Origin of the sequence: Mesorhizobium sp. M0077, assembly GCF_040322955.1 — a bacterium.
Lineage (GTDB): Bacteria > Pseudomonadota > Alphaproteobacteria > Rhizobiales > Rhizobiaceae > Mesorhizobium.
The window spans coordinates 57,414-73,394 of record NZ_JAMYUL010000006.1; the positions used below are offsets into that span (position 1 = coordinate 57,414).

15 protein-coding genes are annotated in these 15,981 nt (G+C 62.3%); 7 read left to right on the top strand and 8 right to left on the bottom strand.

Annotated features, from left to right (window positions below):
• The first annotated feature begins 57 nt into the window (after window positions 1–57).
• The 3 genes from NKJ57_RS14305 (at window position 58) to rpmG (ending at window position 2,298) form a co-directional block, all read left to right on the top strand.
• Window positions 58–1,233, top strand: coding sequence for an MFS transporter (locus NKJ57_RS14305; RefSeq protein ID WP_352511630.1), 1,176 nt, complete (start codon window positions 58–60; stop codon window positions 1,231–1,233).
• Window positions 1,234–1,350: 117 nt separating this feature from the next.
• Window positions 1,351–1,806 carry a YqfO family protein gene (locus NKJ57_RS14310; protein ID WP_352511631.1) on the top strand — a complete coding sequence of 152 codons (456 nt, stop codon included), beginning with the start codon at window positions 1,351–1,353 and terminating at the stop codon, window positions 1,804–1,806.
• Window positions 1,807–2,130: 324 nt separating this feature from the next.
• Complete coding sequence (gene rpmG, locus NKJ57_RS14315) at window positions 2,131–2,298, top strand: 50S ribosomal protein L33 (RefSeq protein ID WP_006201775.1); 168 nt, start codon at window positions 2,131–2,133, stop codon at window positions 2,296–2,298.
• Between the two features lie 409 nt (window positions 2,299–2,707).
• Here rpmG and NKJ57_RS14320 read toward each other — a convergent pair whose 3' ends face one another.
• Both NKJ57_RS14320 and NKJ57_RS14325 read right to left on the bottom strand, forming a co-directional pair.
• Window positions 2,708–4,081 (bottom strand): PleD family two-component system response regulator, encoded by a 1,374-nt coding sequence (locus tag NKJ57_RS14320; RefSeq protein ID WP_352511632.1) that lies wholly within the window; start codon window positions 4,079–4,081, stop codon window positions 2,708–2,710.
• A gap of 24 nt (window positions 4,082–4,105) precedes the next feature.
• A complete protein-coding gene (locus NKJ57_RS14325; protein ID WP_023667574.1) occupies window positions 4,106–4,477 on the bottom strand; it encodes a response regulator in 372 nt (123 codons plus the stop codon).
• A 239-nt stretch (window positions 4,478–4,716) separates the two neighbouring features.
• On the opposite strand from NKJ57_RS14325, the gene NKJ57_RS14330 reads away from it, so the two are divergent.
• The gene (locus NKJ57_RS14330) at window positions 4,717–5,013 is read left to right on the top strand and encodes a DUF3572 domain-containing protein (RefSeq protein WP_352511634.1); all 297 of its coding nucleotides are present in this window, start codon (window positions 4,717–4,719) and stop codon (window positions 5,011–5,013) included.
• Window positions 5,010–5,663, top strand: a complete 654-nt coding sequence (locus NKJ57_RS14335; protein WP_352511636.1) for a hypothetical protein — start codon at window positions 5,010–5,012, stop codon at window positions 5,661–5,663. Before NKJ57_RS14330 ends, NKJ57_RS14335 begins: the two co-directional genes overlap by 4 nt.
• Before the next feature lie 24 nt (window positions 5,664–5,687).
• Here the strand turns inward: NKJ57_RS14335 and NKJ57_RS14340 are convergent, their stop codons facing one another.
• Both NKJ57_RS14340 and NKJ57_RS14345 read right to left on the bottom strand, forming a co-directional pair.
• Window positions 5,688–7,175, bottom strand: a complete 1,488-nt coding sequence (locus NKJ57_RS14340; RefSeq protein ID WP_352511638.1) for a hypothetical protein — start codon at window positions 7,173–7,175, stop codon at window positions 5,688–5,690.
• Window positions 7,176–7,273: 98 nt separating this feature from the next.
• Complete coding sequence (locus NKJ57_RS14345) at window positions 7,274–7,849, bottom strand: GNAT family N-acetyltransferase (RefSeq protein WP_023681576.1); 576 nt, start codon at window positions 7,847–7,849, stop codon at window positions 7,274–7,276.
• Between the two features lie 67 nt (window positions 7,850–7,916).
• Between NKJ57_RS14345 and NKJ57_RS14350 the strand changes: the two genes are divergently transcribed.
• Window positions 7,917–9,245 carry a DNA polymerase IV gene (locus NKJ57_RS14350; protein WP_352511640.1) on the top strand — a complete coding sequence of 443 codons (1,329 nt, stop codon included), beginning with the start codon at window positions 7,917–7,919 and terminating at the stop codon, window positions 9,243–9,245.
• 6 nt (window positions 9,246–9,251) lie between these two features.
• On the opposite strand, the gene NKJ57_RS14355 is transcribed toward NKJ57_RS14350, so the two are convergent.
• Complete coding sequence (locus tag NKJ57_RS14355; protein WP_352573716.1) at window positions 9,252–9,758, bottom strand: hypothetical protein; 507 nt, start codon at window positions 9,756–9,758, stop codon at window positions 9,252–9,254.
• A 182-nt stretch (window positions 9,759–9,940) separates the two neighbouring features.
• Here NKJ57_RS14355 and NKJ57_RS14360 point away from each other — a divergent pair, with 182 nt between their 5' ends.
• Window positions 9,941–10,822: a DMT family transporter gene (locus NKJ57_RS14360; RefSeq protein WP_352511644.1), complete on the top strand. Its 882-nt coding sequence runs from the start codon at window positions 9,941–9,943 to the stop codon at window positions 10,820–10,822.
• A gap of 7 nt (window positions 10,823–10,829) precedes the next feature.
• On the opposite strand, the gene NKJ57_RS14365 is transcribed toward NKJ57_RS14360, so the two are convergent.
• From NKJ57_RS14365 to dnaE, 3 genes are all read right to left on the bottom strand, one after another.
• Window positions 10,830–11,633, bottom strand: coding sequence for a potassium channel family protein (locus NKJ57_RS14365; RefSeq protein ID WP_352511645.1), 804 nt, complete (start codon window positions 11,631–11,633; stop codon window positions 10,830–10,832).
• Between the two features lie 147 nt (window positions 11,634–11,780).
• Window positions 11,781–12,179: a nuclear transport factor 2 family protein gene (locus NKJ57_RS14370; RefSeq protein ID WP_352511647.1), complete on the bottom strand. Its 399-nt coding sequence runs from the start codon at window positions 12,177–12,179 to the stop codon at window positions 11,781–11,783.
• 169 nt (window positions 12,180–12,348) lie between these two features.
• Complete coding sequence (dnaE, locus tag NKJ57_RS14375) at window positions 12,349–15,876, bottom strand: DNA polymerase III subunit alpha (protein WP_352511649.1); 3,528 nt, start codon at window positions 15,874–15,876, stop codon at window positions 12,349–12,351.
• Window positions 15,877–15,981 lie beyond the last annotated feature (105 nt).

Genomic DNA, 15,981 nt, shown 5'->3' on the forward strand with positions numbered 1-15,981 from the left:
CGCGGTTTTCCGTCCGGAATTACGCAATATCAAACAGACAGAGTATTCAGGCATCCCATGACGGTCGATACCCAGCAAGAGGGCGACGAGCGCGTACATTGGCTACCGATGATCGCCGCGATCTCGTCGATCAGCGTCGTCGGCATCGCCATAGGCCTCGGCATGCCGCTGCTCAGCGTTATTCTCGAGAGCCGCGGCCACTCGGCATCGATGATCGGCCTCAACACCGCGGTCGCCGGCCTCGCCTCGATCGCCGGCGCCCCGCTGGCCACGCCGCTGGCGATGCGCTTCGGCGTCGCCTGGACGATGATCGCCATGATCGCCGCCGGCGCGCTCGCCTTTGTCGGCTTCCACTTCGCGCCGGACTTCTGGATGTGGTTCCCACTACGCATCGTGCTGCACATCGCGCTGACGGTGCTGTTCATCCTGTCGGAATTCTGGATCAGCACCTCGGCGCCGCCGCGCCGGCGCGGCCTGGTGCTCGGCATCTACGCCACCGTGCTGTCGCTCGGCTTCGCCGCCGGGCCATGGGTCTTCGCCCATATTGGCAGCACCGGCTTCTTGCCGTTTGGCGTCATCATCGTCCTGGTCGCGCTGGCCGCAATCCCGGTGCTGGCCGCACGGAATGAAAGTCCCACAATCGTGGTTGACGGCGAAACCAGCAACTTCCTGCGCTATATCTGGCTGGTGCCGACAGCGACCGCCGCCGTGCTGGTGTTCGGCGCCGTCGAGACCGGCGGCTTTGCGCTGTTCCCCGTCTATGGCAACCGCATCGGATATTCCGAGGCGGATGCAGCCCTCCTGCTCACCATGATCGGCCTCGGCAACGTGCTGTTGCAGATCCCTATCGGCATGATCAGCGACCGCGTCTCAGACCGCCGCTATCTGCTTTTGGCCTGTGCCACCGTCGGACTTGCCGGCACCATCTTCATGCCGTTCTTCGCCGGCAATTGGCACCTGATGGCGGCGCTTCTGTTTGTCTGGGGCGGCGTGGTGGCCGCCATGTACACGATCGGCCTTGCCCATCTGGGCTCGCAGCTCTCCGGCCATGAACTGGCCTCGGCCAACGCCGCCTTCGTGCTCTGCTACGGTGTCGGCATGGTGCTTGGCCCGCAGGCGATCGGCATCGGCATGGATGCCTTCGGGCCTTCCGGCTTCGGCTGGTCGCTCGGCCTGTTCTTTGCCGCCTATATCGCCTTGGTCAGCGCCAGGCTGGTCCGCAAGATCTGGTAGCCTGTTCGCCCGCCAGCCTGCGCAATCCTGACGGGATGTCGCCGCTGCTGACAGAACCGTGTCAGGAGACCTCAGCTAAAAGGGTGTCCCAAAAAACCCGAGTTTGAGGATACGGCGATGATCGACAGCGGCTTTGAAACCACATCTCTGCGCATGACGCTTCTGCTGCTTGTCAGCTTCCAGGCCCCGGCAGCCGATGTCGACCGCATCATGGACGCCGTGGTCGCGATCGCGCCGCTGGCAATGGGCAAATACGACCGCAACGCCTATCAAACCGCGCACGGCATCGAACGCTACCGACCGCTGGAAGGTGCAGCCGCCGGCGTCGAAACCGAACTGCGCCGCCGCCCCGGCACCGTCGAGGTCTCGTTCGAGTTGCCCGACGACCAGGCGCTCGCCGCCCGCGTCGTCGAGGCGATTTTCCAGGCGCATTCCTACCAGGAGCCGGTGATCCGCATCCAGCCAATCCTCGCCAGCCGCTCCAAGGGCCTGGACGACCGCGCCAATCCGAATCGCTGGTGGAACACCACCGGGGACTGGAAGAAAGCGCTTCCAGTTAAGGAAGAAGCCTAGAAATCCGGCCCCGCTGAGGGCGAGCAACAGCGACCTTACCTTCTCTCCTTGTGGGGTGAGAAGCGGCCTCGTAGCGGACGAAAAGCCAATTGCTTGGCTTTTCAAGATTCGAACGCCCTGAGCCTCAGCCTCCATCGAGCCGGTGATAAAACCGGACAACTCATGTGCTACCTAATCCGGACACCTCATGTGCTTACGACACGGCGGCCGCGCCGGGCTTGACTTTCCGGGCACGTTCTTTATGTGTCGCGCCAAGTTTCCCGCGTCCGGGTGTTTTCCCCCGCTCCAGCGGCCAAAACCCCACGAACATAACGGACTGATACAATGGCCAAAGCCGCAAACATCAAGATCAAGCTTCTGTCGACCGCCGACACCGGTTTCTTCTACGTGACCAGCAAGAACAGCCGTACCAAGACCGACAAGCTGTCGTTCCGCAAATACGACCCGGTCGCCAAGAAGCATGTCGAGTTCAAGGAAACCAAGATCAAGTAATCTGGTTTTCATACGCTCTGTCAAAAGCGCCGCCCCTTCGGGCGGCGTTTTTGATTCAAGGCCCCGAAAAGCCAGAACCCTCCGCTGTTTGGCGCGAAGTGCTCATCTCATTTTTTGGCAAAAAAGGGGGCCGGTCGGCGTATGGCAGCGGTACGAGGAGGCCACTATGTGCCAGCGCCGGCCGGCCGACCCCACGGACCCAGGAGATGCGGCGGACCTGAGCATCATGGGGTATTCGGCGAAGCGATGCGGCTGTCTACCCTCGTGCCCGCATCGCCCTTGTTCTTGCACCGCACATTTGCGCAACAATGTTTGAAAATCAATAGTTTCTTAACCAAGCCTGCCGAATCGCTTGGATTAAGGTAAATTCCTAACCCTGTCCGATTGACTGGATAATCGGTGGTCTAGCCTACGCTGCCTTGGCGACGACCCGGTTGCGGCCGCCACTTTTGGCTTCGTAGAGCGCCACGTCGGCACGTTTCATCAACGCCGCGACCGTGTCCGCGCCCTTCAGAACCGATGACACGCCGACGCTGACCGTGACTTCGATCGCCTTGCCGTCAGGACCGATGGCAAACGGCAGCTGGGCGATTTCGGCGCGAATGCGCTCGGCAACCTTCTCCGCCACCGTGCCGTCCGTGTCCGGCATCACAACGACGAATTCCTCGCCGCCGAAGCGGCAGGCAAGGTCGATGCCCCTGACGTTCTTGCGCAGCCGCCTTGCGAACTCGCGCAGCACATCGTCGCCGCCATCATGGCCATGCGAGTCATTGACGGTCTTGAAGCGGTCGAGATCGGTGATCATCACCGACAGAGGCCGCCGCCGCGCCACGGCGCGGTCGAACAGCGTCTGCAGATGACTGTCGAGGTAGCGGCGGTTGTGCAGCCCGGTCAATGCGTCGGTCACCGCCATCTCGATGGTCTGGGCGACGCTGGCGCGCAGCTGATCGTTATAGCGCTTGCGCCGCACCTGGGTACGCAGCCGCGCCGTCAGCTCCTGCTGGTCGATCGGCCGCATCAGATAGTCGTTGATGCCGAGTTCGAGGCCTCTGATGATGCGGCCCTCCTCGCCTTCGTCGGCAATCAGGATGATCGGCAGGAAGCGGGTGCGGTCGAGCGAACGCAATTGCGAACACAACCGCAGCGGATCGAAATCGGTAAAGCCGGTCGAGATCAGCACGCACTCATAGGGCGCCTCGGCGGCCTGGAAGAAGCCGGCATGCGGATCGGTGGCAATGTCGAGCTCGGCGCTGCCGCGCAGCATGTTCTGGATGCGCTCAACCGACGATTTGCGCTCGTCGATCAACAGCACCTTCGGCGTGGCGTCCTCCGACGCGAAGCTGCGGCTCAACAGCGCCTCGATGCCGATGTTGCGGGTGGTCGATGCGCGCAGCCGCAGCTCGTCGGTCAGCGACTTCAGCCTGACCAGGCTCTTCACCCGCGTCATCAGTTGCAGATCGTTGACCGGCTTGGTGAGAAAGTCGTCGGCGCCTGCCTCGAGGCCGCGCACCCGGTCGGCAACATGGCCCAGCGCGGTCACCATGACCACCGGTATATGCGCGGTCGCCGGATCGCTTTTCAGCCGCTTGCAGACCTCGAACCCGTCCATGCCGGGCATCATCACGTCGAGCAGCACGACATCGACCTTGCCGTTTTCGCAGGTCTCGATCGCGTCCGGCCCGTTGGAGGCCGTCAACACCTCGAAATATTCGGCCAGCAGCCGAACCTCGAGAAGTTTGACATTGGCAGGGATGTCGTCGACGACGAGGATCCGCGCGGTCATGTCACAAGGCTCCGGCTGAAGGCATCAGGCATCACCGAGATAGGATTTGATGGTCTCGATGAAACGCGGCACCGAGATCGGCTTGGAGATGTAGGCCTCGCAACCGCCCTGGCGAATGCGTTCCTCGTCGCCCTTCATGGCGAAGGCGGTGACGGCGATGACCGGAATGGAATGGAGGTCGTCGTCCTCCTTCAGCCATTTCGTCACTTCCAGCCCCGACACTTCGGGCAGCTGGATGTCCATCAGGATCAGGTCGGGCCTGTGCTGGCGCGCCAGATCGAGCGCCTCGAGCCCGTTGCGCGTGCGAACCGTTTCATAACCGCTGGCTTCGATGAGGTCGCGAAAGAGCTTCATATTGAGCTCGTTGTCCTCGACGATCATGACCTTCTTAGGCATCGATTTCCCGTCCCGGCCAGGCTTCTGCCCGAAGCCCTGCCGCTATCCGCCCTTGTCGAAGCACACCAAACCCTCGCTCACTCTTAAGGCAATATGATTGACGAAATGGAAACCCGAAGCAGCAAAAGCCATTCGGATTCCACCTCGAAAACCACATTGGATCGGGGCTGTGGCTTGCCGCAGGCGACGCTTGCGATTACTGCGGAAAAGAGACTCATTTCCGCAACGAGAAAGTAGTGATGGCAAACGCAGCGTCAATGCGCGAGGAAGCGGAAACCATTGCCGTGAAGGCACTGGGCTTCGTCGCCGCCGACCCCGAACTCCTGCCGCGCTTCCTGGCCATCACCGGCATCGAGGCGTCCGCCATCCGCCGCGCCGCGGCCGAACCGGGATTCCTTGCCGGCGTGCTGCAGTTCATCCTCGCCCACGAGCCGACCTTGCTGCGCTTTGCCGAGGAAACCGACACTCCGCCGGCCTCAGTCGGCAAGGCGTTGCGCGCGCTGCCTCTTGGCGACGACCATGAGCATTCGATATGAGCGACGATCCCGAGACGGCACGCCAGATCGCCGAACTTGCAGCCGACGACCGGCCTCTGCTGATCCTCGATGTCGACGATGTCGTGCTCGAATTCATCCGGCCGTTTCCGCATTTCCTGAAATCGCGCGGCTTCGGCCTGACCCTGGCCTCCTTCCGTCTCACCGGCAACATTGCCGAAACGGCGAGCGGCCGGCTGATCGAACAGCCGGAGGTGACGGCACTTCTCGGAGATTTCTTCGATACGCAGGCCGACTGGCAGAGCGTTACCGACGGTGCCGAACAAGCGCTTGCCAGCCTCAGCGACCGCGTCGAGATCGTCCTTTTGACCGCCATGCCGCACCGGCATCGCGCCGCCCGCCGCGCCCATCTCGATGCGCTCGGTCTGCCCTATCCCCTGTTGACCACCGAAATGGCCAAGGGACCGGCGGTGGCCAAGTTGCGTGGTAGCAAAGGCCGGCCGGTAGCCTTTGTCGACGACCAGCCCACCAATCTCATCTCGGCACGCAACTCGGTTGCCGAAGCCCATCTCTTCCACCTGATGGCCGACAATTCGCTCCGCGCCTTCCTGCCGCCGGTGCCGGACGACATCATCTCCGTCGAGGACTGGCACGAGGCCGCGCCGAAGATCGCGAGCGCGCTCGGGCTCTGAGTTAGTCGCCTCTGAGTCCAGCGCTCAGGGCTTCGTTGCTGTCCCAGGGCTCGCATCCTGATCGGTGTTGTCTTCCACGACCGGATCAGGCCCCTTCAGCATGGCGCCGTTGACCGTCACCGACCCGTCGTGCCTGGCGTTGATCACCCATTCGATACGACCGCCCGGCAGCGTCTTGGCGAATCCCTTGATGGCAAGCGCCCCTGTGAAAGCCTGCGACGCTTGCGGGTCGGTCTTCGCCGCCTCCTGCAGGCTTGCCACGATCTCGTCGTAGCCGGTGACGTCGATGGTCACGTTGGCATCGGGCTTCTTGTCGGGGAAGGTCATTTCGCCTTCCATGGCGACCTCTATGTCGCCATTCTTGACCGTGCTGTGTCCAAGCACGAACTTTGGTGTCTTGGCCAGGAAATTGGCGGAAATCTGATCGCCGAAATCTGCCGGAAGCGGTGGATCCTTACTGAAATCGAGGGTTTCTATGGTTTTCCGAGCCATACTGTCGAGATCGATGTTGGCGCCGCCGAAATTCAGGTCGAGATCCGTCGGCAGCAACGCAACGGTCCAACTGGGCAGCATCTGCTGCGGTATTGTCAGGCCGGAAACCTTGAATGCGTAGCTGATCTTGCCGTCCTTGGTGATGCCGTCCATGCCGACAACGGTGTTCAGCTGCGCCGCGCCGAAATTGCCGGCATATGTTTCAATGGCAAGGTTTTTGAATGCGTAGGTCCCATCGATCCGTTCCCATAGCGGCAGCGCACCGAGCAGAAGCGTTTTGAACTCTGCTTGATCGGCCTTCAGCCGGGCCTCGTCCTCATGGGCGACGGCGAACGCCAAAAGATCCAGAAGCGGCTTGGTCTGAATGGCCTTAGCGGTCACGTTCACAGCGAGCTCCGGTGCCCGGAGCGCTGCGATTGACCGGTCATCGATTTTGACCGTTTCGACGAAGTCCGCCATCGCCTGTGTGAAATTAAGATCGACGCCGCCGTTGGCCGACTTGCTGGCGTCAAATTTGGAAGAGCCCAGCCCCACGCTCAAATCGGTCAATTGACTGACTTGGCGCGACGTCATCGTCATGCCTGCAATCGAACTGGTGCCGCTGGTAAATGCCGCCAGTTCCGGGTCATAGACGCCCGTGAACTTGCCATCCTTGACAACGATTTGCCCGGTGTTCAGGCCATTTGGGCCATTTACCTCGATGGACCCAGTCGTAGAGAAATCCGAGGCGACTTCCCAGCCTCCGTCGCTGCGCGGTTTGACCCGCAGCGTGACGGGCGGGAAATCGAACCGCTTCAGATCCTGCTTCGGCATCTTCGCCACAAGCGCCTTCACATCGAAGGTGATCTTGTAGGCACCCTCCTCGGCTGAGATCTTCAAAATGCCTTCATTGAGCGCCTGTTTGCCGACATAGCGAGAGAGCTCATCGGAAAGTTGCTTGGCACCTTGGGCATCGACAGCCTGGCCAAAGGCAGGAGCGCTGAGGGCGAGAAGGAAAGCAAGCGGCAAGACACGGTTCACAAAATTCTCCATTTGACCAAAAAGGAACGCTTCGTTCGTCTGCTATGAAACCAACCTACAGCTTCCACAGGACATCAACAAACGCCGACGTAATTAGACTACAACACCAGCCGCATCAGCGGCCGTCCGGCCTTGCGTTCGACAAGCCGCTCGAAGCCGGCCTTTTCAAACACACGCGACGAGCCGACGAACAGCCCGATCGAACGCGAATCGCGCGACACGTCGATCGGACACGCCTCGACCAGCCGCGCCTTGTTCTGGCGGGCAAAAGCGATGCCGCCCTCGACCAGGCGGTGGCTGACGCCCCGGCCGCGCGCGCTGGCGCGGATGAAGAAGCAGGAGATGGCCCAGACGCCGGGATCTACGGCGTCCGTTGGATCGACCGGCGCCGAGCCCCGGCCCCGATTGTTCCATTCGGGCACGTCGGCGCGTGGACCGATCTGCATCCAGCCGACCGCCTGGCCGTCCTCGAAGGCCAAAAGCCCCGGCGGCGGCCCGGCCTCGATACGCGCCTTGATATGATCCTTGTTGCGCTGCTTGTCGCTGGCCCGTCGGACCGCCGGCGCCATCCGGAAATGCGTGCACCAGCAGCCGTAACAGGCGCCCTGCTTGCCGAAAAGATCCTCGAAATCCGCCCATAGGTCAGGCGCCAGCGGCGCTATGGTGGTGCTCATGAGTTCTCTCCCGGCTAACCGCTTGTGGCGGCTTCCGTCCTGACGTACCATTGCATCTGTTCTCTTTATGTTCGCAGCGATGGCGGCCCCTGTCAACAATCCCGAGCACGGTTTTTGCCGCGACTGCCTGACCTTTCAGCGCAGCGATACCAGGCGCTGTGAGCGTTGCGGCAGCCCTCGACTCACCCGCCATCCCGAGCTCTACCAGCTGCATCTGGCGCATATCGATTGCGACGCCTTCTATGCGGCGATCGAAAAGCGCGACAATCCGGCGCTGAAGGACAAGCCGCTGATCATCGGCGGCGGCAAGCGCGGCGTTGTCTCCACCGCCTGCTACATCGCCCGCATCAAGGGGGTGCGCTCGGCAATGCCGATGTTCAAGGCGCTCGAAGCCTGTCCGGAAGCGGTCGTCATCCCGCCCAATATGGAGAAATACGTCCGCGTCGGCCGCGATGTCCGCGCCTTTATGCAGGCGCTCACGCCGCTGGTCGAACCGCTCTCCATCGATGAGGCGTTTCTCGACCTTGCCGGCACCGAGCGCCTGCACGGCATGCCGCCGGCGGTTGTGCTGGCGCGCTTTGCGCAGACCGTCGAAAAGGAAATCGGCATCACCGTTTCGGCCGGCCTTTCCTACTGCAAGTTCCTGGCCAAGGTTGCCTCCGATTTCCGCAAGCCGCGCGGCTTTTCGGTGATCGGCGAAGCCGAGGCGCTGGGTTTCCTGGCCGAACAGCCGGTGACGCTGATCTGGGGCGTCGGCAAGGCTTTTGCCGCAACGCTCGAACGCGACGGCATCCGCAGCATCGCCCAGTTGCAGCGCATGGAGCGCGCCGATCTTATGCGCCGCTATGGCGTGATGGGCACCCGGCTCTACCATCTCTCGCGCGGCCAGGACGACCGCCGTGTCGATCCCGACCAGGATGCGAAAAGTGTGTCGGCCGAAACCACTTTCGACACCGACATAGCTGAAATGGGCGAACTGGTTCCAGTGCTGAGGGGATTGTCGGAAAAGGTCTCGGCGCGGCTGAAGAAGTCAGGCATTGCCGGGCGCACCGTGGTGCTGAAGCTGAAGACGCAGGATTTCAAGCTGCGTACCCGCAACCGCCAGCTCGGCGACCCGACCCGGCTGGCCGACCGCATTTTCCAGACCGGGCTCGAGCTGTTGCGCAAGGAGGCGGACGGGACAAAGTACCGGCTGCTTGGCATCGGTGTCAGCGATCTCTCGGATGACGAGAAGGCCGATCCGCCCGATCTCGTCGACGTCGGCTCGCGCAAGCGCGCCATGGCCGAAAGCGCCATCGATACGCTGCGCGACAAGTTCGGCAAGAAGGCGGTGGAAACCGGCTACACCTTCGGTAAAGGCCGCAACGCCAACCCGCCGGAGCCGATCGAGGAGTGAGACGGCTTAGATACGCTTGAGATCGATGCGGCTCGTCACCACGTTCTTGCCGGTTTTCGGATCGACGTCGGTAACGGTCAATCGCATTCCGTCGCCGCTGGTTTTCTCGACCGTCAACCGCGCCTTGCGATCACCATTGACCTCCGCCGCCCAGCGAATGCCGAGACTTATCGCGTTGACGGAGCGGCTGCCGGCGAGCTGTGCCGGCCCGGTGCGCGACCCGACATAGACGCCTGTATACGTCGCCCCGCGGGCCTTCAGATTGGCGCTGATGGCGCGCGTCACCACGACAAGACCACGGCAATTGCCGTCAAGCGACAATGAGCTCGAGGTCGCGTCTGAATTGAAGGTGCAGGACACATTCATCGTCGGTGCGTCGGTGGTGACCTTGACTGTCCCCTTGCCGGAGAAATTCCCTTGCAAGGAGCTGAGAAAATTCGCCTCGTCGGCATGGGCCGCGGCGCTTGCAGTTAGCAGGCAGCCGGCTAGCAGAAACCGCGCGAATGATTTCATCGGAACCTTTCCCCCGTTGATGTTGAAGAAACGATGCGTCCAGCAATTGGCCAATACCGGGAACCAACGCCTGCCGTTGCGTCAGGTTCCACTTCCAGCATGGCTGTTTTGCAACGGTCTGGCCCAGTCGAATGCGTCGCCTAACGGTTGCGATAGAAGTCCCGGCTTGCGACATAGCGCCTATGGCACCTTCCCCATCGATCCCCAAAGCCGCGTTCTGGATGGCGCTGTCGATCGCCTCGTTTCTGGCGATGTCAGTCGCCGGCCGCGCAACCACCGCCGAGCTCAACGTCTTCCAGGTGCTGGAACTGCGCTCGGTAATCGGCTTCTTCATCCTGTTGCCGCTGGTGATGATGAGCGGCGGATTCGCCGCAATGCTCACGCAGCGCCCGTTGGCCCATATCGCTCGCAATGTCATCCACTATACGGGCCAGGCGGCATGGCTCTATGCGCTGACGCTGATCCCGCTTGCGGTGCTCATATCGATCGAATTCACCACACCGATCTGGACCGCGATCCTGGCGGTGACCTTTCTTGGCGAAAGGCTCTCCCGCCCGAAAATTGCGGCGGTCGTGCTTGGCCTGATCGGCGTGGTGGTCATCGTTCGCCCCGGCGTCGGCTCCATGGATCCGGGTCACCTCGTCGTTCTCGGCGCGGCCGTGTGCTTTGGCGTATCGGTGGTGTTGGTCAAGTCGCTGACCCGCACGGACAGCGTCGTGCGCATCATCTTCTGGATGCTGATCATCCAGTCGGTGGTCGGCCTGATCCCGGCGCTTTATGGATGGCGCAACCCACCGCTCGAACTCTGGCCATGGATCCTGCTGATTGCCTTCACCGGCATGTCGTCGCATTTCTGCATGGCGCGTGCCCTCACCTATGCCGACGCTACGGTGATTTCACCGATGGATTTCCTGCGCGTGCCGCTGTCGGCGCTGATCGGCTGGCTGCTCTACAGCGAGCAGATCGACATCTTTACAGCCGGCGGCGCCCTGCTGATCCTGATGGGCAACCTGCTCAACCTGCAGCGCAAGGCGCCAAAGCCGGCCGAGGTCGCGGCCTCGTAGCGGTCGGTCAATTCCCCTCATCCGGTATGTTGAGAAGATGCCCGCAGGCCTTGCAGTGCACGGCGTCCGGCTCATGCCGTTGCAGTCCGCATTGCGGACAGGGAAAGAACACCTTGGCGGGTCGAAAAATCGCCGTCGCCAGTCTGACGAACAGCGAGATGCCGATGATCATGGTGGCGATCGCGGTCAGCTTGCCGGCGATCCCCGGCAGCACGATGTCGCCGAAACCGGTGGTCGTCACCGTGGCAACGGTGAAATACAGCGCATCAATGTAGTTTTCGAGGCCGGCGCCGGTGCGGAAGAAGAAGGTGTAGACGAAGCCGGTGATGACGAACAGGAACGTCAACAGGTTGATGACCGCGTGGCTCGCCTCGCGCCAGGGCCTCAAGCCACGCATTTCGAAATGCCGCCACAGCGACCCGCTGCGCGACAGCGACCACAGCCGCAGGATGCGCAGGAACGCCAGATTTGCCAGCGCCGTCGGCATCAGCAGCGTCAAAAGGATGAAGACATCGACCCAGGATGTCGGCTGTTTCATCAGCCGCAACATGTCGTTGGAGGCTAACAGCCGGGCAATCAGGTCGGCGGCGACCAATGCGGCGACGGTATAGTCGAGCCACAGGAATGACGGCTTGTCCTGGAGCACCGGCGTGGCAACGAAGAAGGCGATGATGGCGAGGTCGATGATGACCGCCGCCAGTTGAAACCGGAACGCCACCGGCGTGCGCCCGTGATAGAGCTTGCGCAGCCTGTCACGCAGCCGCGCCATCGCTGAGTTTTGCTGCAATCCGTCCTTCTCGGCTGCCTTCATCACAAGTGCGTAACGGTCCCAGCCGGGGCCGTCTAGAGCATGATCCCAAAAAGTGGGTGCCGGTTTTGGAAAAGATCATGCTCCAACAAAGGGTTAGATCATGATGAGATTTCAACCAAATCTCATCATGACCTGACCCGGTGATCGTCACCCCTCCACCACCTTGCCGTCCGGCCCCACGAGGCGCCAGGCCGAGGCGGTGTCGTAGACGAACCGCTCCTCCGCAATCCGGTCACCATGCCAGCGCTGCAGGGCCACCTCTTCCAGCCGGCGCACGGTGCCGGCCTTGTCGACACGGTCGAAGGTCCAGCGTATGGCGACATTGTCGCCATCGACCAGGAATGTCTGGACAGGATGGGTGTGCATCTTCTCGATCCGGTCGAGTGCTGCCTGCTCATGCGCCATCAGTGTTTCCTTGCCGCGCCGCGGGACGCCGAGATTTTCCTGCATGGTGGCATCGTCATGGTAGAAGTCGGCGATCGCCTTGACGTGGCAGCCTTCGACCACCTCCTTGAGGAAGGCTTCGACGCGTTCGCGGCTGGGCATGATTGTGCGTTCCTGTGAAGTTTCTGCTCAACGCATGTGGTTCAAAGGAAGGTCAGTTCAACCACGCCCCGCACGCTGGCCCTATCGGCTGCAATGTCAGGCCCAGAGCATCTTTAGGCCGTCATGCACTGGCCGACGTCGATGCGACTGCCGTGTATATCAGCGCAGCCTAGACGAGCTCGACCTCGACCACCCCCGGCACCGCGCGCATGGCCGACGCGATTTGCGGCGAGATGCGGTAGCGGTTGGGCAATTCGATCTCGATCTCGCCTTGGCCGGCCTCCTTGATCAGCACGAAGCTGACCTGGCCTTCGCCCTTCACCGCCAGTTGGCCGGCCAGCATGCCGATCGGAGCCGCATCGCGCACGAAGATGCGCAGCGCCTTCTGGATGCGGCTGGCCTCATCCTCCAGCGACTGCACCGTCTGGATGCGCAGATTGACCCCTTCGGGCCTATCCTCGGCCGAAACGGTGATCACCACCGAACGTCCGGGCTCGAGCAGATCGCGATACTGCGCCAACCCTTCCGAAAACAGCACGGCTTCATATTGGCCAGATGTGTCGGAAAAGGCGATGACGCCCATCTTGTTGCCGGTTCGGGTCTTGCGCTCCTGCTTGGTGGTGACGGTGCCGGCGAGCCGGCCCGCGGCGGCACCGCGTTTGACCGCAGCCGAGAACTCGCCCCAGTTTTGCACGCGCATCTTCTGCAGGGCCGCCTTGTACTCGTCGAGCGGATGCGCCGAAAGATAGAAGCCGACGACCTGGAATTCACGGTGCAGCCGGTCGGCGGCAAGCCACGGATCGGTCTGCGGCAAATTGAGCGCCTGCTGCTGCGCGCCGAGCGACGCGCCGAAAATGTCGTGCTGGCCCGAAATGGCATTCTGCTGCGCCAGCGAAGCCAGCCCCATCATCCGTTCGACGCCGGCCATCATCTGGGCGCGGTCGTGGCCGAAGCAGTCGAGCGCGCCGGCCATGATCAGGCTTTCGAAGACGCGCTTGCCGACGATCTTGGGATCGACCCTTTCACAGAAATCGGCGAGATTCTTGAACGGCTTTTCGCCGCGCATGGCGACGATGTGCTCGACCGCAGCGTCGCCGACGCCCTTGAGGGCCGCCAGCGAATAATAGATGCGGTTCTCGCCGACCTCGAAATTGCGGAAGCTGGTCATCGCCGACGGCGCCACCACCTCGATGCCGAGACGCAGCGCATCCTGGCGGAAATCGGCGAGTTTCTCGGTATTGCCCATGTCGAGCGTCATCGACGCCGCCAGGAACTCGACGGGGTAATGCGCCTTGAGATAGGCGGTCTGGTAGGACACGACGGCGTAGGCGGCCGCGTGCGATTTGTTGAAGCCGTAGTCGGCGAACTTGGCCAGAAGGTCGAAGATGAAGTCGGCCTGCGGCTTGCCGACGCCGCGTTCGACCGCACCGGTGACGAAACGCTCGCGCTGCTTGTCCATTTCGGCGCGGATCTTCTTGCCCATCGCGCGACGCAGCAGATCGGCTTCGCCGAGCGAATAGCCCGACAGTTCCTGCGCGATCTGCATCACCTGTTCCTGGTAGACGATGACGCCTTGCGTCTCCTTCACCAGATGGTCGATTTTGGGATGGATCGAGGCCATCTCCTCCTCGCCATGTTTTCTGGCATTGTAGGTCGGGATGTTCTCCATCGGGCCGGGACGGTAGAGCGCCACCAGCGCGATGATGTCCTCGATGCAGTCGGGCCGCATGCCGATCAGCGCCTTGCGCATGCCGGCACTTTCCACCTGGAACACACCGACCACTTCGCCGCGCGACAGCATGGCGTAGGTTTCAGGATCGTCGAGCGGGATCGTCGCCAGGTCGATCTCGATGCCGCGCCGGCGGATCAGCTTCACCGCCGTCTCCAGCACCGTCAGCGTCTTCAGGCCGAGGAAGTCGAATTTTACCAGCCCGGCCTGCTCGACATATTTCATGTTGAACTGGGTGACCGGCATGTCGGAGCGCGGATCGCGGTACATCGGCACCAGTTCCGACAAGGGCCGGTCGCCGATGACGATGCCGGCGGCGTGCGTCGAAGCGTGGCGGTAGAGCCCTTCCAGCTTTTGCGCCATATCGAGCAGCGTCTGCACGATTGGCTCCTTCTCCGCCTCCTCGGCAAAGCGCGGCTCGTTGGCGATGGCATCCGCCAGCTTGACCGGATTGGCGGGGTTCTGCGGCACCATTTTGGAGAGCTTGTCGACTTGGCCGTAAGGCATTTGCAACACGCGGCCGACGTCGCGCAGCACCGCGCGCGCCTGCAGCGTACCGAAGGTGATGATCTGCCCAACCTGGTCGCGGCCATATTTCTGCTGGACGTAGCGGATGACCTCTTCGCGCCGGTCCTGGCAGAAGTCGATGTCGAAGTCGGGCATCGACACGCGGTCGGGGTTGAGGAAGCGCTCGAACAGCAGCGAGAAGCGCAGCGGATCGATGTCGGTGATGGTCGTGGAATAAGCGACCAGCGATCCGGCGCCCGAACCACGGCCCGGCCCGACCGGAATGCCTTGCGCCTTGGCCCATTTGATGAAGTCGGCGACGATCAGGAAATAGCCGGGAAACTTCATCTTCTCGATGATGGAGAGTTCGAAATCGAGCCGCTCGCGGTATTGTTCGACCGTGTAGCCGGAAGTGGGCCCATGCGCAGCCAGCCGCGCCTCCAGCCCCTCATGCGCCTGCCGGCGTAGCTCATCGGCCTCCGCTTTCAGCGCCACCTCATTGTCGGCGACATCGCCGCCGGTAAAGCGTGGCAGGATCGGATTGCGGGTCTTGGGATAATAGGAACAGCGCAGCGCGATCTCGACGGTGTTGTCGATCGCTTCCGGCAGGTCGGCGAACAGCCGCGCCATATCCGCCTGGCTGCGCAGGAAATTGTCCGAAGTCAGCCGGCGACGGTTGTCGGCGGCAACCACCGAACCCTCGGCAATGGCGATCAGAGCATCATGCGCGTCATAGTCGTCGCGGGCGGCGAAGAACGCCTCATTCGTGGCGACCAGCGGCAGATCATGGATATAGGCAAGGTCGACCGATGATTTCTCGATAGCGCGGTCATAACCGGAAACACGGTCCAGCTCGACATAGAGCCGGTCGCCGAACAGCGCCTTGAGTGCCAGAAGCCGCGTCTCGGCAAGATCTCGGCGATCCTCCTTCAGCGCCCGGCCGATCGGGCCGCGCGGCCCGCCGCTGAGGCAGATCAGGCCATCGCAATGGCCTTCCAGCATTGCTGACGTCAGATGCACGGGCTCGCCCGGCGGCGTCTCCAGATAGACCTGGCTGACCAGCCTGACGAGGTTGCTATAGCCAACCTCGGTGGCGGCGAGCAGCACCACGGCGTTCATCTCCGGCCCGTGGCGGCGGCGGTCGCGCTGTGCGTCACTGGTCTCGCCGGAAAAGGCGAGATCGATCTGGCAGCCGATAATCGGCTGGATGCCTTCCTTCACCGCCTTCTGGGCGAACTCAAGCGCGCCGAACAGATTGTTTGTGTCGGTGACGGCGATTGCCGGGCACTCGTCCTTGACGGCATGACCGACAACGGCGGCGACCTGCAAGGCGCCCTCGAGCAGCGAATACGCCGAATGCACGCGCAGATGGATGAACGGCCGCGCCGGCGCCTCCGGGCGCGCAGCAGCGAGCGCTGCTTCGCGCCTCAGGGGATCGCGTGGAAGTTTGTCATCCGCCATGATGTTTCAAATTGCTCGAAGGGCTTTGAGTCGATGGAGATGTATTGTCCCGGACCGGGCGATGCCAGTCCAGCACAAATGACCACCGACCACAGGCTTCCGTAC